Origin of the sequence: Nostoc sp. FACHB-888, from assembly GCF_014696655.1 — a bacterium.
GTDB lineage: Bacteria > Cyanobacteriota > Cyanobacteriia > Cyanobacteriales > Nostocaceae > Nostoc.
In genome coordinates, this window is sequence record NZ_JACJQM010000001.1 from 181,819 (window position 1) to 206,265 (window position 24,447).

Here is a 24,447-nt window from a genome sequence, read left to right on the forward strand (position 1 = left end):
ATCATTTCCGTTATAAATCTACCAATACCTCTGGGCAAACTAAGACTATGCGAATTGTCCCAGCAGCAAACCTCCAAGTGGCCAACCTCATTCCTCCAAAGTTCTGGGGGTTGTAAGCCAATACTTGGGCTTTCTGATGGAACCTTTGGAATGTAGCAATCAATCATTAGTGCTGTAGGTGCGAGAAAAACCATGTTTGAAAAATTATTGCTAGCAGTCACAATTACATTTTCCCTCAATTTGTTTTTTCAACTTCGCGTACCAGAGCAATATAATGGTGCTACCTACGGGTCACAACCAGAACAACCAGCAACTATTCTAGTAACAAAATCAAAAAAATAAATCACCATTATAATAACCACAACAACCCAACTTCCAGAAATTATTGCCTGAATTTTAAAGCTATCAAGAAGTTAAAATTACAAAATTTTTATCTTCATCCTTATAACCAGATTTAATTATTTTTATCAAGCGTATATACCCAGTTGCTAAAAATACTAAAATGTGCATATTGCTGGAACTTTATTAGTTGATGGTGCAAGGGCAACTATGCCAGCAGTATAAGGAAAAAGTGGCTCTGCTTATTGCTATAAATGTATCCAAAATTGTATGCCTCAGTGTTCCAGTCATAAATCCGTCACCTTAGCATGGAACTTCTGTGCCATTAGCAGGTCTAATAGATAGGGATGATTTAGAGCCAGTACGATCTATGAGTCAGTCGATCTCTGTATCCTGGTCAACGGTTGATGCAAAGTATCCAGAAGCATCAGTGCAAGTTGACAAACTCCCTAACCACGATTTAATTTTGCGCTGTCAAGCGGGACTGCGACCAGATCGTGTTGCGTTTGCAGAATTATTACGCCGCTATCAAAGTCAAGTTGATAGAGTTTTATACCACCTAGCTCCAGATTGGGCTGACAGAGCCGATTTGGCTCAAGAAGTTTGGATTCGAGTTTATCGGAATATTAACCGATTACAAGAGCCTGCTAAATTTCGGGGCTGGTTAAGCCGCATTGCCACCAACTTGTTTTACGATGAGTTGCGGAAACGCAAGCGGGTTATGAGTCCTTTGTCACTGGATGCTCCTCGCTCCTTAGAGGATGGCGAGATGGATTGGGAAATCGCTGGCGATACTCCCGGCCCTGAGGAAGAACTGACAACTAGAGAATTTTACGAGCAACTGCGGGAAGCGATCGCGGATTTACCAGAAGTTTTTCGTACAACTATTGTCCTGAGAGAAATCGAAGGCATGGCATACGAAGAAATTGCCGAAATCACAGGAGTTTCCTTAGGAACTGTAAAGTCAAGAATAGCCAGAGCTAGATCGAGGCTGCAAGCTCACTTGCAGAATTATCTAGATTCCTAATTTACAGTATCTTGCCTCTGCTCAATGGGAGAATTTAAGGATTGATTAAGAATTACCAGGATGTAGATCGCTTGTGCCCTGAGGAGGAAAATTGGCTAATTTCTCCGAATTTCCCGCCCAGTTTACCCGTGTATGAATTGGTATAATGTTAAGATGACTACTGATTCTCAGTTTTACGACCGTTCTCCTTTACAACTTCCTCAAGATTTGTCAGATGGAATGGCCAATCATACCAACGAATCAACGGGTCTTATGGATATGGTGAAGCGCGATCGCTTCGAGTTATTGAGTGCTTACCTTGATGGTGAAGTCACAGCTTCTGAACGCAGGCAAGTAGAAGAATGGCTGGCAAATGATGCCTCAGTTCAATGCTTGTATGCCCGACTGTTAAAGCTGCGCCAAGGCTTGCGGACTCTCCCAGTGCCCACAGCCCAAGAGTCACCAGAAGCAACAGTTCAGCAAGTATTAACAGGTTTACGCCGCCGTTCCCGTTTAAACTGGATGGCGGGAGGTGCAGCCGTTGCTGCTTGTGTAATCGGTGCAGTATCTGGCTTAGTACCTATTGGTTCTAGAGCGCCGCAACTGGCACAAAGACCACAAATGGAACCGATACAAACGTCCTCAGCGTCTATAATTCCACCTTCCCCTCTGATGGTGGGACTAAATAACCCGGTAATCGAAATTCCTAAAGCAGCAGTAGCTTCTCCAGAAAATCCAATCTATCCGGTACAGCCACAACGCCACGACTCCAAACAGGAAATAAACTAATTGCATTAACGGTTCAGAGATAATGGTTGTACTTTGCGGTTAAACCACAGCCACTCCACCAGCCATCAGGTTGGAGGGAGCCTTCTAACTGCTCAACTTGCTCTAGAGCCATTAAATAAACCCAAGCCCAACCCAGAGAGGTCGCCTGTGGCTCATAAACCTCAATAGTTTGGCGATTATAGAGATTTTCTGATGGTTGTCTAGGGGGTTGGTAATTTTCCAGCACATCTAGCTCATTTAAAACCCTTGGGTTAGAAAAAGAGAGTAAATAACCGTAAACTTGGCTATCCCCTAGCGTCATCGCTGGGTAGCCCATTGGCAAAGCAAACAATTTGCCTTGTACAAAGGCTCTTTTGACATTAACTACTTTGCCAGTACAGTATTTTTTATAGTTAGCTTCACCTGGTTTGAGTGTGCCATAGACAAAAACCCGCACCAAATCAGATAATTTTATATTTGATTCAACCATCTAAAACTTTATAAAATAACTCTCGCTATATTGAAACACTAGCAGTTAGGGCGTAATGAGACTGATGCTCAATCGCACTTATCGTAATTATTATTTATTTTATATATAAATCAATATAAATTTGTGAGTAGCCTGTTGACAGGCTATGTTAACATGGTAGGCCAACCAGGCTGACCCCATAGGAGAAGTTTTTTTGGTGGATTCTTCGCGATATAACCCAGCAACGATTGAGGAAAAATGGCAGAAAACATGGTTAGAACTTGGTTTAGATAAGACACCTACAGCTAACAACAAGCCAAAATTCTACGCTTTATCCATGTTTCCTTATCCATCGGGCAGCCTACACATGGGTCACGTCCGTAATTATACGATTACCGACGTAATTGCCCGCCTCAAGCGAATGCAAGGGTATCGGGTAATACACCCAATGGGTTGGGATGCCTTTGGCTTGCCAGCAGAAAATGCCGCCATTGACCGTGGTGTACCGCCAGCAAAGTGGACTTATCAGAATATAGTCCAGATGCGCCAGCAATTGCAGCGTCTTGGTTTATCCATTGATTGGGAATGTGAACTTGCTACCTGTTCACCAGATTATTACAAGTGGACGCAATGGATTTTCTTGCAGTTTTTGCAAGCAGGGTTAGCTTACCAAAAAGAAGCAGCAGTAAACTGGGACCCCATTGACCAAACTGTATTGGCAAATGAACAAGTCGATAACGAAGGACGTTCTTGGCGTAGTGGGGCAATAGTTGAGCGCAAATTGTTGCGGCAGTGGTTTTTTAAGATTACTGACTACGCCGAAGAATTACTCAATGACTTGGATAAGTTAACAGGTTGGCCAGAACGCGTCAAATTGATGCAAGCAAACTGGATTGGCAAATCCACAGGCGCTTACTTAGAATTTCCTATCCTTGGGATAGATGAAAAAATCGCCGTGTATACCACACGCCCAGATACCGTTTATGGTGTTAGCTACTTAGTGTTAGCGCCAGAACATCCCTTAACAAAGCGCGTTACTACAAAAGAACAACAAGCGGCGGTAGAAGTTTTTATTAAAGAGGTTTCCAATCAAAGTGAGTTGGAACGTACCTCTGAAGACAAACCAAAGCGCGGTATCTCCACAGGTGGGGTGGCAATTAACCCATTTACAGAAGAAGAAGTGCCGATTTGGATTGCTGACTATGTACTGTATGAGTATGGTACTGGGGCAGTGATGGGTGTACCAGCACACGATGTCCGGGATTTTAAGTTTGCTAAAAATTACGATTTGCCAATTGATTTTGTTATTGCTTCCCCAGATGATGTTGCAGGTTTTGACTTAACTCCAGCATCAGGGATTGATGAAGTCACACAACTCATCCAAATTGAATATAACCAGGCATACACTGAACCAGGAATTTTAATTAATTCTGGGGCTTTTACTGGTATGACTTCCACAGATGCTAAACAAGCAATAATTGAATACGCCGAACAACAAGGTTTTGGTAAAGTGCGGGTGCAATATCGCTTGCGGGATTGGTTAATTTCGCGGCAGCGTTACTGGGGCGCACCGATACCTGTAATTCACTGTCCCAACTGTGGGATAGTGCCAGTACCTGATAAAGATTTGCCTGTACAGTTACCAGAAGAAGTGGAATTTACTGGACGTGGCGGTTCACCTTTGACTCAGTTGGAAAATTGGGTAAATGTGCCTTGTCCGACTTGTGGCACTCCTGCGAAGCGAGAAACCGACACGATGGATACTTTTATTGATTCCTCATGGTATTTCTTGCGCTTCCCTGACGCTAAAAATGAACAACAGGTTTTCGATTCCAGCAAAATTAACGACTGGATGCCAGTAGACCAGTATGTAGGTGGTATTGAACACGCAATTTTACATTTATTGTATTCGCGCTTCTTTACTAAGGTACTACGCGATCGCGGTTTGTTAAACTTTGATGAACCCTTCCAACGCTTGTTAACTCAAGGTATGGTACAGGGTTTAACTTACCTAAATCCCAACAAAGGCGGCAAAGATAAATGGATTCCTTCTAATCTGGTAAATTCAGCCGACCCCCGCGACCCCCAGACAGGCGAACCACTGCAACGTCTCTACGCCACCATGTCTAAATCAAAGGGCAACGGTGTAGCCCCAGAAGATGTAATTTCCAAATACGGTATAGATACAGCGCGGATGTTCATCTTATTCAAAGCGCCGCCAGAAAAAGACCTGGAATGGGATGAAGCCGATGTGGAAGGACAATTCCGCTTTTTAAATCGGGTTTGGCGTTTGGTGACAGATTATGTTGCAGCTGGGGTATCACGTAAGCAAGCCCAACTCGCTGATTTAACTAAGGCAGAAAAAGAATTGCGGCGGGCGATTCACACGGCTATTCAAGCGGTAACAGAAGACGTTGAGGACGAATATCAATTCAACACAGCTATTTCAGAATTGATGAAGTTAAGTAACGCTCTAACTGATGCCGATGGAAAAAATTCACCAATTTACGCAGAAGGTATCCGGACTTTGGTGGTATTACTAGCACCCTTTGCACCACACATTGCTGATGAATTGTGGCATTTATTGGGTGAAAGTAATTCAGTTCATACTCAAACTTGGCCGTCATTTGACCCGGCTGCTTTAGTAGCTGATGAAATTACTTTAGTAATTCAAATTATGGGTAAAACTCGCGGCTCCATTCAAGTACCAGCACAAGCAGATAAAGCAGCGTTGGAGAAATATGCCCGTGAATCAGAAATTGCCCAACGTTACATCGAAGGTAAGGAGATTAAAAAGGTAATTGTCGTGCCTGGAAAGTTGGTAAATTTTGTAGTTAGCTAAGTACAGCTTTGCATAAAATCTTGGCGAATTGAGGGTTGAAATTTAAACGCAAAGTGGCGCAGAGGGAAGCGCAGAGGTACGCAGACAATTCACTACGAATTAATTAAATGTTGTACTTAGCAATCGATAAAATTGTAAATATAGCCTGGCCAAACATCAGAGGATTTACATCCGTGACACTCAAAGAGTTAGAACAACAACTTCTTGCCCTCAGACAAGCGTGAAAAATTGCAGGCTATACATTTACTTGCTCAAAGTCTCGGCAACCATTGGCAAGGAATTGAAAAAACTCCTAGAGTCTGTGGTGGAGAAGCTTGCATTACTAAAACTCGTATTCCCGTTTGGGTACTTGTGGAAGCTCGCCGTCTTGGATATAGTGATGCTGACCTTTTGACGAGCTATCCAAGCATTAGAGCTACAGATTTAGCTAATGCTTGGGTATATGCAGAAGCTCATCCTGATGAAATCGAATTGGCAATTGAGCGTAATGAGGTTGCCTAGTCGATGGTACGATTTTACCCAGGTGAGCAGTTTCCGTAAGTATGTGTTGCAACAATTTTTATAACAGTAATTTATCTCTCTGGTATATGTGTATTTAAAAACATCTGTATGATCTTCCAGAGAGTTAAACTATTTTATTTATACACGAAAAAACGCTTGAGAGTTTTGCTCACTCAAGCGTTTCCCCGTAAAAGCTTATACCAACTCACTCGTTTGATGCAACATTTGAAATCTGCAACGCCCCCTTATCAGGGAGCATTGCGGGGATAACTTGTGACAAACATGTGGTGAAATGGTATCACTCCTTGCACTAACTAAGAATATCTCTTTTGCAAGAATACCGGGGATCTGGTGAGTGACAGTTTATAAACTGAACACTAGTTAAAAACGACTCATCATGAATAGTAACTAACAAGACTAAGCACGATTGTAGCAATTTTCTAAGTATAGTATAAAAACTTATAGTTCATTAGCTATCGCCTACCACTGAGTACAGTTTCAAAATGTGCAGCAAGTAGCAGCATAATTATCTCAAAATTGGCAGCAAACGAACCGGAAAGCATCAGTAGAAAATCGTCATTGAGTAAGCCAGATAAGCCTTTAATATTGACATCGAAGCGATTTTGAGTGAAATAAATTATCAGAACCTCAATGGATAAAAGTATTCTTTAGAGGATGGCAGTCGAAGAACAAATGCTCGACCCAAGCAAATTGAAAAGTTTAGGTTAGGTATCTTCTATCTCTTAGCAAACGGCGACATCCAACCCTTCCGCATAGTGTAGGCGGTTACCTCCTTCCTTGAAGCAAAACACAACTTTTTCACTGGCGATTTCCGCGATATTCAAAACGATTTCGCGTGTTTATATAAAAACAACTGAGGCGGATTATGGGTAAGATTTAAAAATTTATTATACCTGTGCCTCATCTAGATAGACGTTTCACCTTTGGTTAAAATAGCCGCTCTCCTACGAGCAAACGCCTTAACCTGTTGTCTAGGTGTGTGGTAAGATTGCCTGGAACAGAGGTTTTATTTTATTTGAGTTGGAGTCTGGTATAAATTGCAAAGGTCAAGCTGACCGTTAATTAACTCCCACGATACGATACTTTTCCTATGAATTTGGAAAATATACAACAAGGCTGGTAACGAACTGAGTGGAATTTGTAGATGAATATCTAGAATTTGCTATCAGACCGAACCAACTCTCCACAATTTTGACTTTTATTTGACTTTTAGGATAGAAACATGAACGATAAGCTGATGCTAATGATTCCAGGCCCAACTCCGGTGCCAGAAGCTGCCTTACTGGCATTAGCCAAGCATCCGATTGGACACCGCACCAGTGAATTTAGCAACATATTGGCAGAGGTGACGGAAAACCTCAAGTGGCTACACCAAACTCAAAGTGATGTGCTGACACTGAATGTGAGTGGTACGGGTGCTGTAGAAGCTGGAATAATTAATTTTCTTTCTCCAGGCGATCGCATTTTAGTTGGTTCTAATGGTAAATTTGGCGAACGCTGGGTAGAAGTTGGCCAAGCCTACGGTTTGAATGTAGAAGAAGTTAAGGTGGAATGGGGAAAACCCTTAGACCCCGCAGTATTTGCCGAAAAACTCCAAGCAGATACCCAAAAGCAAATCAAAGCCGTAATCATTACCCATAGCGAAACCTCGACGGGTGTGTTGAATGATTTAGAAACCATCAACCGCCACGTCAAAGAACACGGTGAAGCTTTAATTATCGTTGATGCCGTGACGAGCTTGGGTGCGTTCAATCTACCTGTGGATGCTTGGGGCTTGGATATAGTCGCCTCCGGTTCCCAAAAAGGTTATATGATTCCGCCGGGATTGGGCTTTGTCTCTGTTAGCCCCAAAGCTTGGGAAGCTTACAAAACTGCGAAGTTACCGAAATATTATTTGGACTTAGGCAAATATCGCAAAGCCACAGCCAAAAATACAACTCCATTTACTCCGCCTGTGAACTTGATTGTAGCGCTGCACACCACGTTGCGAATGATGAAAGAGGAAGGCTTGGAGTCAATATTTGCTCGACATGAACGGCTGAAAAATGCTACCCGCGCCGCCATTCAAGGGTTAAATTTACCCCTGTTTGCAGCAGATAGTTCTGCTAGTCCAGCAATTACAGCTGTAGCACCACAGGGAATTGAATCTGATAAGATTCGGTCATTGATGAAAAAACGCTTTGATATTGCCCTAGCAGGTGGTCAAGACCATTTGAGTAATAAGATTTTCCGTATTGGTCACTTAGGCTTTGTGAGCGATCGCGATATCCTTAGCTGTATAGCATCCTTAGAAGTTACCCTAGCAGAACTTGGCTACGAAGACTTCACACCCGGAGCTGGTATAGCGGCAGCAGTTAGAGTGTTTAGTCAGTCTTAAGTAGTTACTATTAAATCAAAAGAGCGAGTTAAATTATTAACTCGCTCTTTTAATTTGTGTATAAATGAGTAGAAACACCAAGAGTCAATAGACCTATATATCAACTTTTGTACAAGGTAGAGTGGATATGACATCCTTCAATTCTCTTAAATGATACCAAGTTGCTCTAAAGACAATCGCACACCATCTTTGATACTAAACAAGACTAACTTTGGTAACTTATGATGATACCAAATTGGCATAAATAATATTAGCCTTATGGTAGAGACTTTTAATCCAAAATCTAAAATCTAAAATTGGTATTATCTATGCCGTCTCCAGCCAATCATAAATTTGGTCTAATTCCTCTAAAGTAATTAACCCATACTGCCAAAGAATCATTGCCAAAGGGCCTGGGTCTTGCTCCCGATGCCGAAGCGCCACCGCCAGTGATGCTGTGGAAATTGCCAAATCTTCTTGCAAAAAATGAATCAGTCGAGAATATTTTGATGGTGACATTTGTATCTCACCTCCTTGTGTAGAATGTATTGTCATATATTTATTCACCATTGCTCGGTAGCCAGTAGCCAGTATTTTATCTGTCACTGTGCCGTTCTCGGCTATACATCCCAGCACAGTGTTTTTGATTTGCCTTCATAAAGAGACTTCTCACAGAAGGTCTAAGAATATAGAAATTTTTGTACAAATTATCTGCTCAATTTTCAAGCAGTATTTTTACTTAGTTAAATTGGCTCCATCTTGTTTACTGTTGTGCGTTATTTAATTACATATGTAGTAACAAAGATTCCATAGCCTATACTCTCTTATTGGCGACTATTTACACTTACGCCCAAGGGAATATTTTTGCCAAACCTTAAGACCGCAATTTCAGGTTGGAGACAGGAAAATTTTACATTATTACCACAGTTTTTAAATAGTAGCGTTACAGATGACTTTTTCACCACAAGACGTGACATTTTTTACAAAAAAAACATAATTCCCGATAGTATAGGCTTTGGGTAGAGCAACTATCCAAATCTTTATCTTTGCGAAGCACCGAAGTCTCAAAACTCAATTTTGACGGTATCGCCGACTTTTAACTTCAATTCGGCAGCTCTTCCAGAGCGGAGTTCAATCACCTTATCGATTGGTGTCTTGGGCCCATAGGTAGGACAAGGCTCACTTGTACAAGGAGGGGCAGAAGCCTGGATATACTTAACTACACCGTTTTGTAAAAATACCATATCCAAGGGCACAGGTACATTTTTCATCCAGAAACTAACTGGTTGTGGTGAAGGGAATCCAAATAGCATCCCCCGGTCATCTGGCAAAGCTGGCCGATACATCAAGCCCATCGCTTGCTGTTGTGGTGTCTTTGCCACTTCTAGCTGAATCGTTGTGCCATTAGGAAGGATGGCTTTAGCAGAAATCGGTAGTGTTTGACCTAAGCTCTCTGATGCTGGAGTTTGAGAACCAAACGTGGGGATGGGAGGTTTAGCTGTTGTTGGCACAGAACAGCCCATCAAAAAAATACTCAGCAAAATTGAGAGCAAACTTAGTCGATGACTCATAATTATTTCTGCTTTTGTAATTTAGATTTCAATTTTACAGAATTTAAGCTAGAAAACCCACGGCTTTTATTTGTCCTGTAATCCACAGACGTTTTTAACCTCAATTAACAAGACTTGGGGCGAAATCCCTTTATTAAAGGTAGGCAAACTTTCGCTACAGTTGTACTAAGATTCTCTTAAAACGTACCCTACGCCTCGCACCGTTTGAATGAGGCGCTTTTGACCTTCATCTTCAATTTTTAGGCGCAAGTAGCGGATGTACACTTCAATTACATTCGACTCACCCAGAAAGTCATAACCCCAAACGTTTTCTAAAATTTGTTCGCGGGTTAACACCTCACGGGGATGTTCCATTAAGAATTTTAATAGTTCAAATTCTTTCATTGTTAAGTCTATTGCCCGTCCGCCATGTATAGCACGGCGAGTTGCGATATCTAAAATTAGCTCCCCAAAGCGTAACTGCTCTGTGGTATCCACATCAGGTTTTAAGTAGAGCCGAATCAACTTCAAAAAGTCTTCTGAGCGGTAAGGCTTGAGGATGTAATCATCCGCTCCAGCTTCTAGACAAGCTACCCGATCATCGACTGTATCCCTTGCCATTAAAATCAATACAGGCGATCGCATACCAGTGCTTCTCAGATTTTTACACAATGAGAGTCCTGATTCTCCTGCTAGCATCCGGTCTAAAACAATTAAAGCAGGCTGGCGATCGCGACAGTGTTGTAAACCACTGGTTGCATCATGAGCCAAAATTGATTCATAGCCGGCTTCTTGCAAATCGCAAGAAAGCTGATTTGCAAGGCTCTCATCGGTTTCAATCACCAAAACACAGGGACTTGGAGCAACTGTCATAACAATTTGGGATATTGGATTTGGAATTGTAAAGATATTCCAGAGAAAATCTTTACATCAGTTAAAGTGCAATTACAAGTTTTTAGTGATGGAGCAATCCTGATTTGACACGCTGCTAAGAATCTTTTAGCACGTTCAGGTGTCAGCCATCGAATTCTCCGATGCAATCTTAATAACTAACTCCAAATACCATTCCTACACCAGTAATTCTGGAAGGAAATCAGTAAGTTGGGGAGTGGGGAGTGGGGGATGAGGGAGAAATCAATTCAAAATTCAAAAACTTCTGCCTTTTGCCTCCTGCCTCCTGCCCAATCCCTAAGGCAATTCTACCGAAGTTGGTTTAGCAATATGTGGTAAACCCCAACCTAATTTTTCTCGCAAAATTCGGAAAAACTCAGGCGGTTGCAGGCGAATAAATCGGACACTATATTGCGATCGCTCCATATATACTCTATCTTCTGGTAGTACATAGCACCCTCCATTCCCATCTACCACCATCACCAGCCGAGGAATGTTGACTGGGTAAATGTTGACCGATTCAGTATCTGGAAATACTAATGCTCTAGAAGCTAGGGAATGGGGACAAATGGGTACTAGCTGTAAAGCAGGTACGCCAGGGGTGACAACTGGGCCACCAGCACTTAACGAGTAAGCTGTAGAACCAGTAGGCGTAGAAACAATTACACCATCTGCTGCAATATCTACTGGCGCATGACGCCCTATGGCAATTTCAAAATGGCACATAGAGGTCAAAGGTTCGCGGTGCAGAACCATTTCATTCAAACACAGGGCTTCCCACAGCACAGAATCTCCCCGAAACACTTTGACGGTGAGCATGGCTCGTTCTTCAATTTCATACTCACCCCCCATTGCCTGTTCTAGTGCTTGGGGCAGTTGATTCAGGAAGGTTTCCGTTAAAAATCCCATGTGGCCAGTATTCACTGTTAGCAGTGGAATACCAGAGGGGGCTACCTGACGAGACGCTGCTAAAACAGTGCCGTCTCCCCCTAACACCACTGCAAATTCCATATCTGAGTCAAAACCAGGGGGTGTCAGACCGTCAATGGGGGTATGGCATACAGGACTATCTGGGTTAGAGTAGCCCAATATTCCACCGATACTCGATGTGATACACACATCCCAACCGGCAGTGGTTAGCTTGTCTTTCAACTCGATAGCGACACGGCCCGCTATCGGTTTAACGTCATTGTAGATAATGCCTGCTTTCGGCACACTCAAATATCCAAGTTTAGGCGGTGCTCTTTATTATGTAATCCTTACACATTTTGGTCATGTAGTCATTAATTTAGAGCCAAATATCCAGAGTCTAAAGTTTAACGACTAATGTCTGTTTTGTAATGATTATTGACTATTGGCTTTTGAAGACTGTTTAAAAGGAGTTTTTTTAGGTTTCTGCTTTTTATTTTTATTTTTCTGGTAGTCTACCTCTTTAAGCTTCTTCATAATTCGGCTGAAGTACTCTTGTAGATAGCTTTCTAAAGTTGTGGTTTGTTGCTGATCTAAACCAAAGACTGTGTATACTTCATCCATTGAGGCATTTAGCGGTTTACCACTAGCCAATACTTCTGTAAACGCTAGCCTGTCTGCTACGTTCCATCCCCACTGAAAGAACCGCATTAAGCCCCGCACAGCGCGCAGTAAGGTTATTGGCATCCGTGTTACCCTGGCGTCTTTTCCAGATAAGCGTTCGCACAGGTTGATGATTTCTTCTGCACTCCATGCACGAGTCCCGACTACAGGAAAAGCTTGGTTTTCGGTTTCAGGCACACTCAATGCTCGAATAGCAAACTTAGCAATGTCTTGAGTGTCCATATAGGCGATGGGAGAAGAATTACCAGTTACCCAAACTGGCTGTCCTTCCAAAATGGGAATCCCATACTGACCAATTAACCCTTGCATAAAGCCAGCTAGCCGCAAGATGGTATAATTCAATCCACACTCAGCCAAGTATAGTTCTGTACACCGCTTAATTTCCATTAGCGGCACTTCTGGATATTTATCGGCATCTAAAATCGAAAAGAAAATAAAACGCTCTACACCCGCTGCAATTGCTGCTTGAATCAATGCTACTTTACCTTCCCAGTCCACTTGTTTGATACTCAGTGAATCTGTAGGACGAGATGTTGACGCATCAATAACTTGGGTTACACCAACTAATGCTTCGGCTAGGGTATCGGGGTAACGCAAATTTCCCGGTACGAGTTCTGCACCCCATTCTTTGAGAAAAGCTGCTTTTTTACTGCTCCGAACTAGACAGCGTACTTTATATCCCTCATCGATTGCCCGACGAGCCACTTGTCTTCCTAAGGTGCCAGTGGCACCAACGATTAATAATGTCATGAGGGTTGTAATAAATTTTAATGTTTTATTAAAAGAATGTTATCAGAATAACCTATGCAAACAAAAGTTTACATCTTTTCTCAGAAAATCGTTTGTTATGGACAGACTCATGAGAAAATAGCTGTCCGATAAACGGACAAGCTTTTTTCCCAGTTAGCGAGAAGTATGAACGCCAGCTTGGGGCGAACAGAATTTTTCAAAGCAGAGGAAAACCTCTTCCCTCTCAATAGCCAATTACCGGAAGGATTATTCTTCTGTGCCTTGAATTTTCAGTAACAATGCGCCTAAACCCCAGCCCACAAAGATTAAACCGAAGGACAATATAGCTGCATTCAAAATTTCGCCGCCCATTGGTGTGATTCTCCTTATGCAAATAGTATGTGTAAACTAGGTCTAACAGAAGCTCTTGAATTGTTGCTGTAGGATTAGACCTGTGTAAATAATTTTAAACTAGTTTAGCAAGTAATCCCTACTCGCTTGGGGGGCAATCCTTACTGTAGAGCGCAAGATGAGGGGGATGGAGAAAAAATTAATGATAATAATTATGAATAAATTTTATGTATGAAAATAATCAAAGTAATTTAGTGAATTTTAGCAAAAAGAGTCGCCCACGTTTGGTGCTGACGCTCGGAGATCCGGCGGGGATTGGCCCGGAAGTGATTTTAAAAGCTTTAGCAGAACAGGAAATTAGTAAAAAATACGACATTACGGTGGTGGGTAACCGAGATTTGTTAGTAAAGGCTTATCACAAACTGAATTTAATCGAGAATTTAGCACCTTTGGCAAATCCAGACGAGTTGTCAGTGATTGATGTGCAGTTGGATGGGGAAATTAAAGATCAAATTATCGCCAGAACAGGTAATGCAGCCAGTGGTGCGGCTAGTTTTGCCTATATGGAATGTGCGATCGCTCAAACACTCGCTGGTAAATTTGATGCTATTGTCACAGGACCGATCGCTAAATCTGCCTGGAAAGCCGCAGGATATAATTATCCAGGGCAAACGGAACTTTTGGCGCAAAAGTCAGGTGTTGACCGTTTTGGGATGTTATTTGTAGCGCGATCGCCCCATACTAATTGGACACTCCGCGCTTTACTAGCCACCACACATATTCCCCTACGTCAAGTAGCTGATACATTGACACCGCAGTTGCTGACACAGAAACTGGATTTACTGGTGGAGTGCTTAGAGAAAGATTTTGGTATATATAGAGGGAGAATTGCGATCGCAGGTTTGAATCCCCACAGTGGCGAACAGGGACAACTTGGACATGAAGAACAAGATTGGTTAATTCCGTGGTTGGAGCAAGAGCGGCAAAACAGACCACACTTGCAGCTAGATGGGCCAATACCGCCAGATACGATGTGGGTTAAACCTGGCCAAGCTTGGTATGGAAATTCTTCAGTACAAAATCCTGCTGATGCTTACTTGGCACTTTACCACGACCAAGGCTTAATTCCTGTGAAGCTGATGGCGTTTGATCGGGCAGTTAATACTTCTATAGGTCTTCCTTTCGTTCGGACTTCACCGGATCATGGAACAGCGTTTGATATTGCGGGTAAGGGAATTGCTGATGCTACAAGTATGAAAGCAGCTATACATTTAGCGGCTGAGTTGGTTAGTCAAAAGTTAGCGGCGAGAAAACTATGAATTATTTCATGATTTATAACTAAACTTGTCCACAGAATCATGGAAGTGCTGAGTTCCTTAATTTGGCAATTTTTTACAGTCAAGGTAACAAATAGCCAACGGTGCTTGGGGTAATCAGTGACAACCTGTGGGAGAATTTTGTAAGCCCTTGCTTTCCACATGAGCGATCGCCGCCACTGACAAACCGGACAATGACGAACTCTACAGAATCGGGCATCTGATAGCTTTAACTTGAGAATACTTTCAGATTCGTCTGGTACTAATTGAAATTCCAGCAACTCGGAACATATTTTCATGCGCCAAGCATACTGCTGAAAATAATGTTCGTCTGCTTTAGCGTCATAGTGCAAGACTTTATCAGTATTAGCTCTATGCTTGTCCCAAATTTTACCTATGGGCGAAACTTCGGATAAGCTCTCTACATTTTGATTTTGTTGAAACTGATCTTGAGACGATATATTAAAAGCAATAAAGTTATTGTCTGAGGCTTGAGCAGACACGAAATCACCAAATTAGTTTGTATCAACGCCCCAAACTAACGCAAGTTATACGATCAAGCCTCAGTAAAAGTATTTAGGAAAATATGAAGGTGGTACCATTGCCAAAATATGTAAGCGACTTCAATGTGGCAATTACTAAAAGCAATTTCGTCTTTGTCCTACCACAGGTAACGTTGACCCGGAAAATATGTCAGATTACTTGAATAAGTACCAAAAGTCTGACAGGAAAACCATACTAATGAGAATTTGGGCTACTACTGCTGTGCTAGCTTCTTCTTGGCTAATATCTGGGGTGATAGGTTCTGAGCCAATCAACGCTACTTCTGTTTTGGTACAAAATGCCATACCATTTCCTACGCCAACAAATACAAAACAGATTACTGTTAGTAACACCGAGTTCGGGCTGAAGAGAGTTGACTCCAAAGGAAACGTTACTATTTTACGGACAACAAAAGTGCCACTTCAGGAAGGAAACGCCTACGGATGGCGGATTAAACTCAAAGACTACCAAGGTGAAGTGAAATGGCGCGAAGTCTTGCGTTTACCAAAACCTCCAGTAACTTGGGGTACAGATAAGGGTGAAGATTTCTCAATGTCAGCAGACGGCATGACATCTGTAACACAGCGTACACAGTCGCCTCCAGATGGTGTGATTGAGAATTTTTGGACGATCACTCCTGGCGATCCGCTTGGTAAGCATAGAATAGAGGTTTATATTGATAACCGTTTGATCAGTACTTTCGAGTTTGAAATTATTCCAGTAAAGCAGATATGAAAGGGACTGGGCATTGGTTATTTCTCCCCCTGCTCCCTGCCCTCTTCTCTCCTTAACCTTAAGCTGAAGAGTATCTTAGAGATAGAAGTTTGATTTTTGTTAGGTAGTGATCAATGAATACAGAGGAATTCCTGCGATTGATCGAAAAGCAGCACTCATGTCCTCAGACACTGCCAAAAGGGCTGCAAGCAATGTGGTATGACAAGAAAGATGATTGGAGCAAAGCTCATGAAATAGTTACAAATGCCAGCGATGTCGATAGTGCCTGGGTTCATGCTTATCTGCACCGCAAAGAAGGCGATTTGAACAATGCCCATTTCTGGTATCAACGTAGTGGTCAGCCAGAGTTTCAAGGAGAACTAAGCCAGGAATGGGAAGAAATAACTTCTGTATTACTAAGGAAGGTGAACGCAACGCATGAATGCTGAGGAATTAAAGCGGCGTTTTGCCGCAGGAGAAAGATATTTTCCAGGAATCAACTTGAGTAGCTACAAGCTAATTGGAGCCTATTTACCTGGAATCAATTTATGGGGATCTGACTTGAGTGGAGCTAACCTAGCAAAAGCTAAACTCTGGGGAGCAGATTTAAGTAGAGCCAATTTAGCCAAAGCGAACTTGACTAGAGCTAATTTAAGCGGTGTCAAACTAAATGAAGCAAATCTCCGAGGAGCGAAACTTAACTATGCCAAGTTGTATGGAGCGAATTTGACTGGCGCTTACTACGATGAAAGTACAAGGTTTTCTAGAGGTTTTGACCCAATTAGTAGAAATATGCGGAAGGTATAAGCTTCACAAACCTCTCCCTGCCTTGAACTTTCGTTCAAGTCTGTCCCTCTCCGAGTCGGAGAGGGACGGTTTTGGGTAGTAAAATTTCTAAGAGGTTCCTTTATTAAACTAATTAGGTGGTTACTAGATGAGCCGTCAAACTCACGTTACTTTAAATAACTTATTTTGATACATGTTGATATGAGCCATCTAACATAGACGATATCAACATTTGTTCAAAGACTTTGGAAAGAGCAGTTTGAAAACGCTGACGATGCTTGAGTTTGAAAAAAGGTCGAACTATTTCTGCGTAGGCGTAGCCCGCCGTAGGCATCGCACCGTTGCTCTCTCTATTATCAATCACTCGAATTGCCCGCAGAGTTCCCAATTGTATTTCTTTTTTCACCATCAACTCAGAAATTCCAATTGCACCGACACCATGTTCGATCGCTGCTTTTGTCATCTCTCCACTATTGAATACTAAAATTACATTCAATTCACTGAGATTGATTCCCCAACTTTGTAGAGCTTCTTCAAACCTTTGCTGGGTTCCAGAACCTGGTTCTCGCATCACCCATAGGGTTTTAGTCAATTGGTTTAAGTCAATTTCTCCCGACTCAAACCAAGGGTGTTTTTGACCTACTACAATTTGCAAGCGATCGCTCCCTATTATTTCATAGTCTAGAGTACTCTGGAGCGCTGGTTTAATATCTCCTTCCACCAAGCCCAAATCAAACTGTCCTGTTGCTGTTCCAACACAAATCTCTTCTGTATTGGCTAGGCTACAGTCAATCTGAATACCGGGATATCTGCTCTTAAACTCACTAATCTTACTTGGTAGCCAGTAATTACCAATTGTTAGACTCGACCCTAATCTCAACTCACCCTGTTGCAGATTATTCAATTCTCGCAATCCCCTTTCAGTCAAGGAGACTTGATCGAGAATTTTTTGCGCTTCCACTTGCAATAATTTACCAGCCTCAGCAATCTCAATATGGCGACCAATCCGATGGAACAGTTTCACACCGTATTCTTGCTCTAAGTTGTGGATTGCTGCGCTGACGGCAGGTTGTGTAATATAAAGCTCCTCTGCTGCGCGAGTAAAGTGTAAGTGCTGCGCCACAGCCAGAAAGATTTTTAGCTGCTCAAACGTCATTCCTGCCATTTATGGTATCCCTACAAGCTTGGTGTCAGAATTTTAATCACTTCCGTTTATCATTTTGACAAACAAAAGCATTTGATTCTATCGGTTAGTTTGACTAAAGTATAAACCAAGGCTTCTGCACGGTCTTAAATATCCAAGCAGAGAGCAAAAGAAGCAGAGGAGTAATCAATGCCCCATGCCCAACTTCTAATTTCCAAGCATGAAAATAAGGACTTTCACAAATGAGCGGTTTAGTAACTGCAATTACCACAGGGATTACGGCATTCAGCGCTACCAACATCGATGATATTGTCATTCTGACGTTGCTTTTTTCACAAATCAATAAGACGTTTCGCAGTCGCCACATCGTTGCTGGTCAGTATCTCGGTTTTGCTGTATTGATCCTTGCTAGCCTTCCCGGTTTCTTGGGTGGACTAATTATACCGCAAGACTGGATTAGACTACTTGGTTTAATGCCAATAATCATTGGTGTAAATAGTTTACTAAAACGCGAAGAGGATTCACCAGAGGAAGCCGAAGAAGAAACCGAACCGTCTTGTCCCTCTATAATTGCCAGCTTTCTCTCTCCGCAAACATACAATGTAGCTGCGATCGCCTTTGCCAATGGTAGTGATAATATCAGCGTCTACGTGCCACTATTTGCCAACTCTGAATTAGATAGTCTGCTGGTAATACTAAGTGTATTCTTTTCATTAGTAGGTGTATGGTGTTATACCGCTTATAAATTAACCTACTTGCCTGCGATCGCTCAATTTTTAACAGAGAATGGCAATACTTTTGTGCCTTGTATATTGATAGGACTAGGTATATTTATTGTTACAGAAAATGTTACTTGGACTCTTTTATCTGTAGTTTCTAGTTATATATTTTCATTGATTTTAGGGTTCAATACTCAGCCGTCGAATGAAGATAAAGAAAAAATAAGTATCTAAAGTGGAGGTGCATCATGAATTTTCTGGTCAAATTTAATTCAAAACTGCAAAAAATATTATCCATCAATAGGAATCAAAACATGAAAATCTGGAAATCTCTGCTAATTGTCTTGATAGTTGTTGCTAATCTAGCCTTGGCTCAACCTTCTTTTGCTGATAGACCAAAATTTAGCAAAAACCCTGACTATATCGAAGTAACTAAAGCTCTGAACGAACTATCTCAGACAAAAGATGCTCAAACTCAATTTGAAGGTCTTACACGAGAAGAAATTCAAAAGAGAATCGATGAATTAACACTGCAAAAATATGCTTTAGAGGCAGGAAATACCTGGGGGCAATGTCGTAACGAAACAAGTAAAACTCTAGGGGTCTACGGCAAAAACCCAAAAGCTGACGATGACGATGAAAAATCCTCATACGATAATGAGCTTTATTTTTTAGCGCCTAGTCAAACTACTCAAAATAAATGGGATTGTGATGGCATCTATCTACCGAATGATGTCAACGTAGCAAATTTCACTTCTAGTCCAAATGGGCAAGGACAAGAATTGACAGGGCCGGCTGCTATCAAGATACTTGATGGAACTCAATTGGTAATTAAGACGAATCCAGATACTGCTGCAATTGAATTGAATGTTCCTACTGTGAAACTTATTAACAGCAATGCAGCTAACTGGTTTATCCCAAATATATCGCAGGCTCTCATAGATACACGAGTTCCTAATGCGCCCAGCAATCAGTCTTGAAATAAAACGGTATAGTCTATTTTTGAATGATTGTTCTGAATTTAAATAGATTAACAGCCAAAATCAGAGGAGAAACCTGGCTGCACTGGAAAAAATCTCTCTGATCTTGGCTGTTTTCTTGAATTTATTTATCCTCAATCTCAGGCTTGTTTTATTTAGATATCTGCATTAAAATAAATTTTGAATTTAAAAAAAATGTACAATCACAATAAATATATTTCATTAGCGCAACTATTGCGCTGGGTGCAAGTCATCTGGAAGAAGATTTTCTATTCTTATTTACACACTTTTTTGATACAAGCAGCTTTGGGGATACGGGTATTATTGATGCAGTTAAAATTGAAATCTACAGAAGAAGATAAAGATAAAAAAAAGCCAGGACGACTGAATCCGTCCCGAATCCGAGATCACTTGGCAAATGAGCGTACCTACCTCGCTTGGATGCGGACAGGGATTGCTCTTTTAGGTTTTGGTGTCGTCATCGTGCGTTTGCGTGCCTTCCAAGTACCCTTGATACCTCGTCCTGGCAACGGCTGGAAGCTAGGTTTAGTCTTCTCGCTGGTGGGTTTAATCACGGTGTGGCTTTCAACAGGGCATTATTTTGCAGTCCGTCGTGATATCGAAGAAGATACTTATGAACCAACAGACCGTTGGGTGTTGCTGTTCAGTCTCGCAATTATGATTCTCGGATCTGGGGTAATCTATTTTGTTTTTACAAGTTCTTTAGATCCATCGAGTTTACTTATCCCTGAGTAATAATCTTTTTAAAACCGCACCTTATACAACTCGAATAATTCCCCTGATTTCTGGGCTACTATTTTACCACCAGCTGCTTTAATCATTTTTTCCCATTTAGCCAAAGGCTCTAAAAACACCTCAGCCCCTAAATAGGTTTCCAGAACTGCCCAATCTTCTGCTAAGGGCTGTTCTGGGTTGAGAACGTCAAACACAAAATGCCCACCTGGTTTTGATACCCGCTTAACTTCTGTCAGTACAGCATTCCAGTATTCGAGTGGAAAATAACAGCTAAATCCTGTTGCGATCGCTAGATCAAACTGTTCTGATGAGTAGTTTAACTGATGGGCTGCTCCCAGCTCAACACCTTTGAACAGCTTGGAATTCAACTGTGGACCACGGGAATTAAGGGTATCCCGTGCCACATTACTGATTTCTTGCCCATGAAAAAATGCTTGCCAATCCCGCCAAGGATAGATTAAAAAGCTGATACCACAGCCGACATCCAAACAGTGCTGGTTTTTTTGAGGTTTAGCAATTTCCCAGAAAGGGGAAGCAATTCTCCCTGAGAAACTACCTCCAATCCACTCGCCAAATATCGGCATTGCCTGTACTTCGGCTGGGAGTTCAAAATCTTCACCTTGATATTCTCGGTTAAAGCGATAGGCTATTTGGGCTGATCTTTCGTCCCAGTTGGTTGATTTGGGCGAAGTAAAGAGATTTTGGAACTGCGAATCGGACTTTTTAGACATTAGGTTTTTGCTACTCTTTCTAAGAATTGTAGTCAAATTAGCTTTGCGATGTCTGTTAATAAGCCACTTCTCTACGTTCCCTGCGGGATGCTACGCAAACGCGCAGCGTGTCGCAGACAGACGCTCCACGTGTCTACGCACCCCTAGCCAATCTCCTTACTGCGGTTTGTCCAAAGTCATTGGTATTAATCACTAATGACCAATGACCAATGACTAATGACTGCTATTCAACTTTTTCATACCAGATACCTACTTTCTCAAGAGCACCATAAGCAAGCTTGAGAAAATTAATTACTCTCTGTCTCCCAATTATCCCAAATTCTTTATACTCTCTAGCCTCTGCAAACGTCAGGCGATGCTGGTCAATTATGTTTCTTTCTCTATATGTTAACTTCGGAAAATCTATAACTTTTATCTGATTTTTATTTACCATGATCTGGAAGTTAGAGTCGGACTCTATATGCTCCCAATCATCACACAGCCCTAAATTTCTCACCAGAATATGACGAATTCTCTCACCGTAGGTATTCACTGACTGAGTAAACAGGTTGATGCTGTCGTATCCTCCTGTCGATACAAACCATTTGCAAAACATCACTCCTTGGGAATTCCCTAGTTCAATTAATTGATTAGAGTCAATCCACCCTTGTACTGCTCTATGCGATTGTGCGGCTAAATTCACAATTACTGGCTTCTCTATCGCCCACTCAAATATTCTATCTGCCTTGTTTGCCTGTCGTTCATTCTCACTAAACACAGCATACTTACATATCTCCTTATATACCCCTGCGACATCTGGATTCGATCTATCTGTCTCCACTGGTACAAACGGGATTTTCTTATCCAGACAATACTGAATCATTGTTCTGGTAAAGAGAGACTTTCCTACTCCACCTTTTTCACCATCCACAAAATGAATCGTCGGCATTACAGCGACCTCTAAGAATTATTAAAGTCTGATACAGCTTTCTTAGGCTAAGAGGATGTTTTAAAAGTCATGTTGTAAGTATCAAAACGCCCTAGATCCTCCTAAGTCCCTTTTTTTAAGGGGGACTTTGATTCCGGTTCTCCCTTTTGAAGGGGAGCCAGCGCGGTCTTCTCCCAAGTGGAGCGACTGGCGTAGGTTAGGGGGGGAGGTAAATAAGTGCTTTAAATCACGGACAAATACTTTTCAAACATCCTCTAAGAACTTTTTGGCGGTTGCCGCCTAGTTGTTTTGCTAGTTTTAACGTCAGTTCGGGTTAAGAAGATTTATTCAGCGTTAGTTGACTGAAACGACGCAAACAGGTTGACATATCTCAGAATCAAGCAACGGTGTAATAAGGGTTTCAGCTTATCCCGAAACTCAGGTTAGTTTTATGAGAAAGTATAACCTTTCTTCTGAGCGGATTGAAGCTGAATCTTGCAGAAACTAAACGCTCTCTCGCAGTGATAGTTCTTTTTGGTCCAGTGTTTTATTACTAATACTACAGTTTGTATTACACTATTTTGGCATTTTATCCAAACTGTAAGCAAAAAATTTTGTTATGAAATTCTTAATTAAAAAATTTTCAATCCACTTAAGTAGACATACACTATCAGCCAGAGATTTAAATCTCTGGCTGATGAGTAAGTAAATACTTATTTATGAGTAAAAGGCTCATTGAGACGAGCCTTTTAGCAAATAAATGCGATATTAGCCTAAATCAAAAAGCAAGATTTCGCCGCCGATGTTGGTGCTAATTTCTAGCTGTTCTTCGCCATTGATTTGCACACCATCACCAGCTCTGAGTTCTTCGCCATTCAAGTTAACTATGCCTTTAGCTATTTGTAACCAGGCATAACGACCAGGTTTGACTTGATAATTAACAACATCACCTGACTCTAAAACGGATGTGTATAAATCAACATCTTGGTGAATTGTTACAGCACCATCACGCCCATCTTTTGCAGCAATTAAGCGTAATTTGCCGCGCTTTTCTTCTAGAGGAAAAGCTTTTTGTTCATATCTTGGTGTCAACCTTTCTTGATCGGGAAGAATCCAGATTTGTAACAAGTGCAGTGGTTCAGTTGGTGAAGGATTAAATTCACTGTGGCTGATTCCAGTTCCAGCGCTCATAATTTGAGCATCACCGGGGCGAATTACCGATCCAGTACCTAAGCTGTCTTTATGCTCTACAGCACCTTCTAAGACATAAGTGAGGATTTCCATATCACGATGACTGTGGGTAGGAAATCCTGCACCAGGAGCGATGCGATCGTCGTTAATCACTCGCAGAGAGCGAAATCCCATGCGGTTGGGATCGTAAAAACTACCGAAGGAAAATGTGTGATAGCTATCAAGCCAGCCCATTTTAGCGTGACCACGGGCATTGCGATCGTGAATTAGGTGGCTAATTGTATTTTGAGACATAGATTCACCTCGTTGTTAATGAATATTTAATTAGGAGTTAAGAATTAGAATTGAAGTAGCATACCTTTCCAGTGATCTAATAAATTATTCAAGTTGAAGTATAAATTTTGATCTATCACTTGCAAAGATATTTTTGAATTTTTCGACCTACTTTTGAACTATTTCAATAGTAAAGGATATACATATAAAAGAAAAGTACGCACTTAAAAGTGACGTACTTACCAAAAAGATACTATTAGATTTACGAAAGACTACTTTTATCAGAAGTGCTTACTTTACACCAGCAGGGATCTTTTGAGTTTGAGTAGTAGCCGCTTTGCCATTCTCTGCCTTAATTTCTGCTACTTGCAGATGAGCTTCTAAGAACCAGAGTCGTTTGTCAATGGTGCGGGAAATTTCGGTGTAAAGATCGGCGGTATCGAGGTCGCCTAATTCATCAGTTTTATCGATCGCTTCGCGGAGATGTTTAGCATAGAATGCATAACGATCTGATAAGGCTGTTACATGATCTTTACCATCCAAAATATCTAAGGGATATTCTGGCAAAATTGAATTACTAGCTGCGGCGCGGGCTGTTCCAAAAGCGTATCCGCCTAAAGCTGTAACGCGTTCAGCGACCATATCGATGTATCCTTCCAATTCCCCAGCAAGTTCATCAAATAATAGGTGTAACTGGTAAAAGTCAGTACCTTTAACATTCCAGTGCGCTTGCTTTGCTTGGGTTTTCAAATCAGAAGTAGCTGCCAAAGTTTTGTTGAGAAGTACTACGATTTGCACTCGTGCTTCGGCAGGAATATCAATGCGAGTGGGGTACAAACGTGATGAAATGTTGTTGTCGCTCATGATTCTACGTTGTTAATGCCTTTTAAATCTAACTTTACAGAATTGGTTGTTTGCGCGAAACTCTCTGACGACCGATTATATTAATGCCTGAATGTGTTAATATTTAT

At 41.6% G+C, this 24,447-nt stretch carries 25 protein-coding genes and 1 pseudogene; 13 read left to right on the forward strand and 13 right to left on the reverse strand.

Going from position 1 to position 24,447, the window contains the following annotated elements:
* Window positions 1-192: 192 nt before the first annotated feature.
* The 3 genes from H6G26_RS00730 to H6G26_RS00740 all read left to right on the forward strand — a co-directional run bounded on the left by H6G26_RS00730 (window position 193) and on the right by H6G26_RS00740 (window position 2,134).
* Window positions 193-342, forward strand: a complete 150-nt coding sequence (locus H6G26_RS00730; RefSeq protein ID WP_190727432.1) for a hypothetical protein — start codon at window positions 193-195, stop codon at window positions 340-342.
* Between the two features lie 367 nt (window positions 343-709).
* Window positions 710-1,366, forward strand: a complete 657-nt coding sequence (locus H6G26_RS00735; protein WP_190727433.1) for a sigma-70 family RNA polymerase sigma factor — start codon at window positions 710-712, stop codon at window positions 1,364-1,366.
* A gap of 153 nt (window positions 1,367-1,519) precedes the next feature.
* The gene (locus tag H6G26_RS00740) at window positions 1,520-2,134 is read left to right on the forward strand and encodes a zf-HC2 domain-containing protein (protein WP_190727434.1); all 615 of its coding nucleotides are present in this window, start codon (window positions 1,520-1,522) and stop codon (window positions 2,132-2,134) included.
* Between the two features lie 13 nt (window positions 2,135-2,147).
* Here the strand turns inward: H6G26_RS00740 and H6G26_RS00745 are convergent, their stop codons facing one another.
* Complete coding sequence (locus tag H6G26_RS00745; RefSeq protein ID WP_190727435.1) at window positions 2,148-2,603, reverse strand: gamma-glutamylcyclotransferase; 456 nt, start codon at window positions 2,601-2,603, stop codon at window positions 2,148-2,150.
* 196 nt (window positions 2,604-2,799) lie between these two features.
* Here H6G26_RS00745 and leuS point away from each other — a divergent pair, with 196 nt between their 5' ends.
* The 3 genes and pseudogenes from leuS (at window position 2,800) to H6G26_RS00760 (ending at window position 8,323) form a co-directional block, all read left to right on the forward strand.
* On the forward strand, window positions 2,800-5,424 hold the full coding sequence (gene leuS, locus H6G26_RS00750; RefSeq protein ID WP_190727542.1) for a leucine--tRNA ligase: 2,625 nt from the start codon (window positions 2,800-2,802) through the stop codon (window positions 5,422-5,424).
* Window positions 5,425-5,597: 173 nt separating this feature from the next.
* Window positions 5,598-5,925 (forward strand): annotated as a pseudogene (locus H6G26_RS00755) (DUF433 domain-containing protein).
* Between the two features lie 1,243 nt (window positions 5,926-7,168).
* Window positions 7,169-8,323, forward strand: coding sequence for an alanine--glyoxylate aminotransferase family protein (locus tag H6G26_RS00760; protein WP_190727436.1), 1,155 nt, complete (start codon window positions 7,169-7,171; stop codon window positions 8,321-8,323).
* Window positions 8,324-8,629: 306 nt separating this feature from the next.
* On the opposite strand, the gene H6G26_RS00765 is transcribed toward H6G26_RS00760, so the two are convergent.
* The 6 genes from H6G26_RS00765 to H6G26_RS00790 all read right to left on the reverse strand — a co-directional run bounded on the left by H6G26_RS00765 (window position 8,630) and on the right by H6G26_RS00790 (window position 13,437).
* Window positions 8,630-8,857, reverse strand: a complete 228-nt coding sequence (locus H6G26_RS00765; protein WP_190727543.1) for a DUF2949 domain-containing protein — start codon at window positions 8,855-8,857, stop codon at window positions 8,630-8,632.
* 509 nt (window positions 8,858-9,366) lie between these two features.
* A complete protein-coding gene (locus H6G26_RS00770; protein WP_190727437.1) occupies window positions 9,367-9,873 on the reverse strand; it encodes a DUF192 domain-containing protein in 507 nt (168 codons plus the stop codon).
* A gap of 165 nt (window positions 9,874-10,038) precedes the next feature.
* Window positions 10,039-10,725 (reverse strand): response regulator transcription factor NblR, encoded by a 687-nt coding sequence (nblR, locus tag H6G26_RS00775; protein WP_190727438.1) that lies wholly within the window; start codon window positions 10,723-10,725, stop codon window positions 10,039-10,041.
* 315 nt (window positions 10,726-11,040) lie between these two features.
* The gene (locus H6G26_RS00780; RefSeq protein WP_190727439.1) at window positions 11,041-11,958 is read right to left on the reverse strand and encodes an NAD(+) kinase; all 918 of its coding nucleotides are present in this window, start codon (window positions 11,956-11,958) and stop codon (window positions 11,041-11,043) included.
* Window positions 11,959-12,087: 129 nt separating this feature from the next.
* Window positions 12,088-13,086, reverse strand: coding sequence for an SDR family oxidoreductase (locus tag H6G26_RS00785; protein ID WP_190727440.1), 999 nt, complete (start codon window positions 13,084-13,086; stop codon window positions 12,088-12,090).
* A gap of 246 nt (window positions 13,087-13,332) precedes the next feature.
* Window positions 13,333-13,437, reverse strand: a complete 105-nt coding sequence (locus tag H6G26_RS00790; protein ID WP_190727441.1) for a PetM family cytochrome b6-f complex subunit 7 — start codon at window positions 13,435-13,437, stop codon at window positions 13,333-13,335.
* Between the two features lie 206 nt (window positions 13,438-13,643).
* Between H6G26_RS00790 and pdxA the strand changes: the two genes are divergently transcribed.
* The gene (gene pdxA, locus H6G26_RS00795; protein ID WP_190727442.1) at window positions 13,644-14,735 is read left to right on the forward strand and encodes a 4-hydroxythreonine-4-phosphate dehydrogenase PdxA; all 1,092 of its coding nucleotides are present in this window, start codon (window positions 13,644-13,646) and stop codon (window positions 14,733-14,735) included.
* On the opposite strand, the gene H6G26_RS44175 is transcribed toward pdxA, so the two are convergent.
* The gene (locus H6G26_RS44175; RefSeq protein ID WP_190727443.1) at window positions 14,708-15,235 is read right to left on the reverse strand and encodes a protein rep; all 528 of its coding nucleotides are present in this window, start codon (window positions 15,233-15,235) and stop codon (window positions 14,708-14,710) included. The two genes, pdxA and H6G26_RS44175, sit on opposite strands and share 28 nt — an antisense overlap.
* Window positions 15,236-15,473: 238 nt before the next feature.
* Here H6G26_RS44175 and H6G26_RS00805 point away from each other — a divergent pair, with 238 nt between their 5' ends.
* The 3 genes from H6G26_RS00805 to H6G26_RS00815 all read left to right on the forward strand — a co-directional run bounded on the left by H6G26_RS00805 (window position 15,474) and on the right by H6G26_RS00815 (window position 16,796).
* Window positions 15,474-16,010 (forward strand): hypothetical protein, encoded by a 537-nt coding sequence (locus H6G26_RS00805; RefSeq protein WP_190727444.1) that lies wholly within the window; start codon window positions 15,474-15,476, stop codon window positions 16,008-16,010.
* 113 nt (window positions 16,011-16,123) lie between these two features.
* Window positions 16,124-16,438: a hypothetical protein gene (locus H6G26_RS00810; RefSeq protein ID WP_190727445.1), complete on the forward strand. Its 315-nt coding sequence runs from the start codon at window positions 16,124-16,126 to the stop codon at window positions 16,436-16,438.
* On the forward strand, window positions 16,428-16,796 hold the full coding sequence (locus tag H6G26_RS00815) for a pentapeptide repeat-containing protein (protein WP_190727446.1): 369 nt from the start codon (window positions 16,428-16,430) through the stop codon (window positions 16,794-16,796). The genes H6G26_RS00810 and H6G26_RS00815 overlap by 11 nt, the downstream gene beginning before the upstream one ends.
* A gap of 160 nt (window positions 16,797-16,956) precedes the next feature.
* Here the strand turns inward: H6G26_RS00815 and H6G26_RS00820 are convergent, their stop codons facing one another.
* Complete coding sequence (locus tag H6G26_RS00820) at window positions 16,957-17,940, reverse strand: LysR substrate-binding domain-containing protein (RefSeq protein ID WP_190727447.1); 984 nt, start codon at window positions 17,938-17,940, stop codon at window positions 16,957-16,959.
* Between the two features lie 221 nt (window positions 17,941-18,161).
* On the opposite strand from H6G26_RS00820, the gene H6G26_RS00825 reads away from it, so the two are divergent.
* The 3 genes from H6G26_RS00825 to H6G26_RS00835 all read left to right on the forward strand — a co-directional run bounded on the left by H6G26_RS00825 (window position 18,162) and on the right by H6G26_RS00835 (window position 20,374).
* Window positions 18,162-18,872, forward strand: coding sequence for a cadmium resistance transporter (locus H6G26_RS00825; RefSeq protein ID WP_190727448.1), 711 nt, complete (start codon window positions 18,162-18,164; stop codon window positions 18,870-18,872).
* An 80-nt stretch (window positions 18,873-18,952) separates the two neighbouring features.
* A complete protein-coding gene (locus H6G26_RS00830; protein WP_190727449.1) occupies window positions 18,953-19,618 on the forward strand; it encodes a hypothetical protein in 666 nt (221 codons plus the stop codon).
* A gap of 195 nt (window positions 19,619-19,813) precedes the next feature.
* On the forward strand, window positions 19,814-20,374 hold the full coding sequence (locus tag H6G26_RS00835) for a DUF202 domain-containing protein (RefSeq protein ID WP_347242413.1): 561 nt from the start codon (window positions 19,814-19,816) through the stop codon (window positions 20,372-20,374).
* Window positions 20,375-20,382: 8 nt separating this feature from the next.
* On the opposite strand, the gene H6G26_RS00840 is transcribed toward H6G26_RS00835, so the two are convergent.
* The 4 genes from H6G26_RS00840 to dps all read right to left on the reverse strand — a co-directional run bounded on the left by H6G26_RS00840 (window position 20,383) and on the right by dps (window position 24,340).
* Window positions 20,383-21,105 carry a class I SAM-dependent methyltransferase gene (locus tag H6G26_RS00840; protein ID WP_190727450.1) on the reverse strand — a complete coding sequence of 241 codons (723 nt, stop codon included), beginning with the start codon at window positions 21,103-21,105 and terminating at the stop codon, window positions 20,383-20,385.
* A 223-nt stretch (window positions 21,106-21,328) separates the two neighbouring features.
* Complete coding sequence (locus tag H6G26_RS00845; RefSeq protein WP_190727451.1) at window positions 21,329-22,033, reverse strand: mobilization protein; 705 nt, start codon at window positions 22,031-22,033, stop codon at window positions 21,329-21,331.
* 747 nt (window positions 22,034-22,780) lie between these two features.
* The gene (locus H6G26_RS00850) at window positions 22,781-23,497 is read right to left on the reverse strand and encodes a pirin family protein (protein ID WP_190727452.1); all 717 of its coding nucleotides are present in this window, start codon (window positions 23,495-23,497) and stop codon (window positions 22,781-22,783) included.
* 270 nt (window positions 23,498-23,767) lie between these two features.
* Window positions 23,768-24,340 (reverse strand): DNA starvation/stationary phase protection protein Dps, encoded by a 573-nt coding sequence (gene dps / locus H6G26_RS00855; RefSeq protein WP_190727453.1) that lies wholly within the window; start codon window positions 24,338-24,340, stop codon window positions 23,768-23,770.
* Window positions 24,341-24,447: the final 107 nt, after the last annotated feature.

What these genes read in the sequence shown, in the direction of transcription:
- H6G26_RS00730 (WP_190727432.1), top strand. Translation starts at nt 193, where the DNA reads ATGTTTGAAAAATTATTGCTAGCAGTCACAATTACATTTTCCCTCAAT.
- H6G26_RS00735 (WP_190727433.1), top strand. Translation starts at nt 710, where the DNA reads ATGAGTCAGTCGATCTCTGTATCCTGGTCAACGGTTGATGCAAAGTAT.
- H6G26_RS00740 (WP_190727434.1), top strand. Translation starts at nt 1,520, where the DNA reads ATGACTACTGATTCTCAGTTTTACGACCGTTCTCCTTTACAACTTCCT.
- H6G26_RS00745 (WP_190727435.1), bottom strand. Translation starts at nt 2,603, where the DNA reads ATGGTTGAATCAAATATAAAATTATCTGATTTGGTGCGGGTTTTTGTC.
- H6G26_RS00760 (WP_190727436.1), top strand. Translation starts at nt 7,169, where the DNA reads ATGAACGATAAGCTGATGCTAATGATTCCAGGCCCAACTCCGGTGCCA.
- H6G26_RS00765 (WP_190727543.1), bottom strand. Translation starts at nt 8,857, where the DNA reads ATGACAATACATTCTACACAAGGAGGTGAGATACAAATGTCACCATCA.
- H6G26_RS00770 (WP_190727437.1), bottom strand. Translation starts at nt 9,873, where the DNA reads ATGAGTCATCGACTAAGTTTGCTCTCAATTTTGCTGAGTATTTTTTTG.
- nblR (WP_190727438.1), bottom strand. Translation starts at nt 10,725, where the DNA reads ATGACAGTTGCTCCAAGTCCCTGTGTTTTGGTGATTGAAACCGATGAG.
- H6G26_RS00785 (WP_190727440.1), bottom strand. Translation starts at nt 13,086, where the DNA reads ATGACATTATTAATCGTTGGTGCCACTGGCACCTTAGGAAGACAAGTG.
- H6G26_RS00790 (WP_190727441.1), bottom strand. Translation starts at nt 13,437, where the DNA reads ATGGGCGGCGAAATTTTGAATGCAGCTATATTGTCCTTCGGTTTAATC.
- pdxA (WP_190727442.1), top strand. Translation starts at nt 13,644, where the DNA reads ATGTATGAAAATAATCAAAGTAATTTAGTGAATTTTAGCAAAAAGAGT.
- H6G26_RS00805 (WP_190727444.1), top strand. Translation starts at nt 15,474, where the DNA reads ATGAGAATTTGGGCTACTACTGCTGTGCTAGCTTCTTCTTGGCTAATA.
- H6G26_RS00810 (WP_190727445.1), top strand. Translation starts at nt 16,124, where the DNA reads ATGAATACAGAGGAATTCCTGCGATTGATCGAAAAGCAGCACTCATGT.
- H6G26_RS00815 (WP_190727446.1), top strand. Translation starts at nt 16,428, where the DNA reads ATGAATGCTGAGGAATTAAAGCGGCGTTTTGCCGCAGGAGAAAGATAT.
- H6G26_RS00820 (WP_190727447.1), bottom strand. Translation starts at nt 17,940, where the DNA reads ATGGCAGGAATGACGTTTGAGCAGCTAAAAATCTTTCTGGCTGTGGCG.
- H6G26_RS00825 (WP_190727448.1), top strand. Translation starts at nt 18,162, where the DNA reads ATGAGCGGTTTAGTAACTGCAATTACCACAGGGATTACGGCATTCAGC.
- H6G26_RS00830 (WP_190727449.1), top strand. Translation starts at nt 18,953, where the DNA reads ATGAAAATCTGGAAATCTCTGCTAATTGTCTTGATAGTTGTTGCTAAT.
- H6G26_RS00835 (WP_347242413.1), top strand. Translation starts at nt 19,814, where the DNA reads ATGTACAATCACAATAAATATATTTCATTAGCGCAACTATTGCGCTGG.
- H6G26_RS00840 (WP_190727450.1), bottom strand. Translation starts at nt 21,105, where the DNA reads ATGTCTAAAAAGTCCGATTCGCAGTTCCAAAATCTCTTTACTTCGCCC.
- H6G26_RS00845 (WP_190727451.1), bottom strand. Translation starts at nt 22,033, where the DNA reads ATGCCGACGATTCATTTTGTGGATGGTGAAAAAGGTGGAGTAGGAAAG.
- H6G26_RS00850 (WP_190727452.1), bottom strand. Translation starts at nt 23,497, where the DNA reads ATGTCTCAAAATACAATTAGCCACCTAATTCACGATCGCAATGCCCGT.
- dps (WP_190727453.1), bottom strand. Translation starts at nt 24,340, where the DNA reads ATGAGCGACAACAACATTTCATCACGTTTGTACCCCACTCGCATTGAT.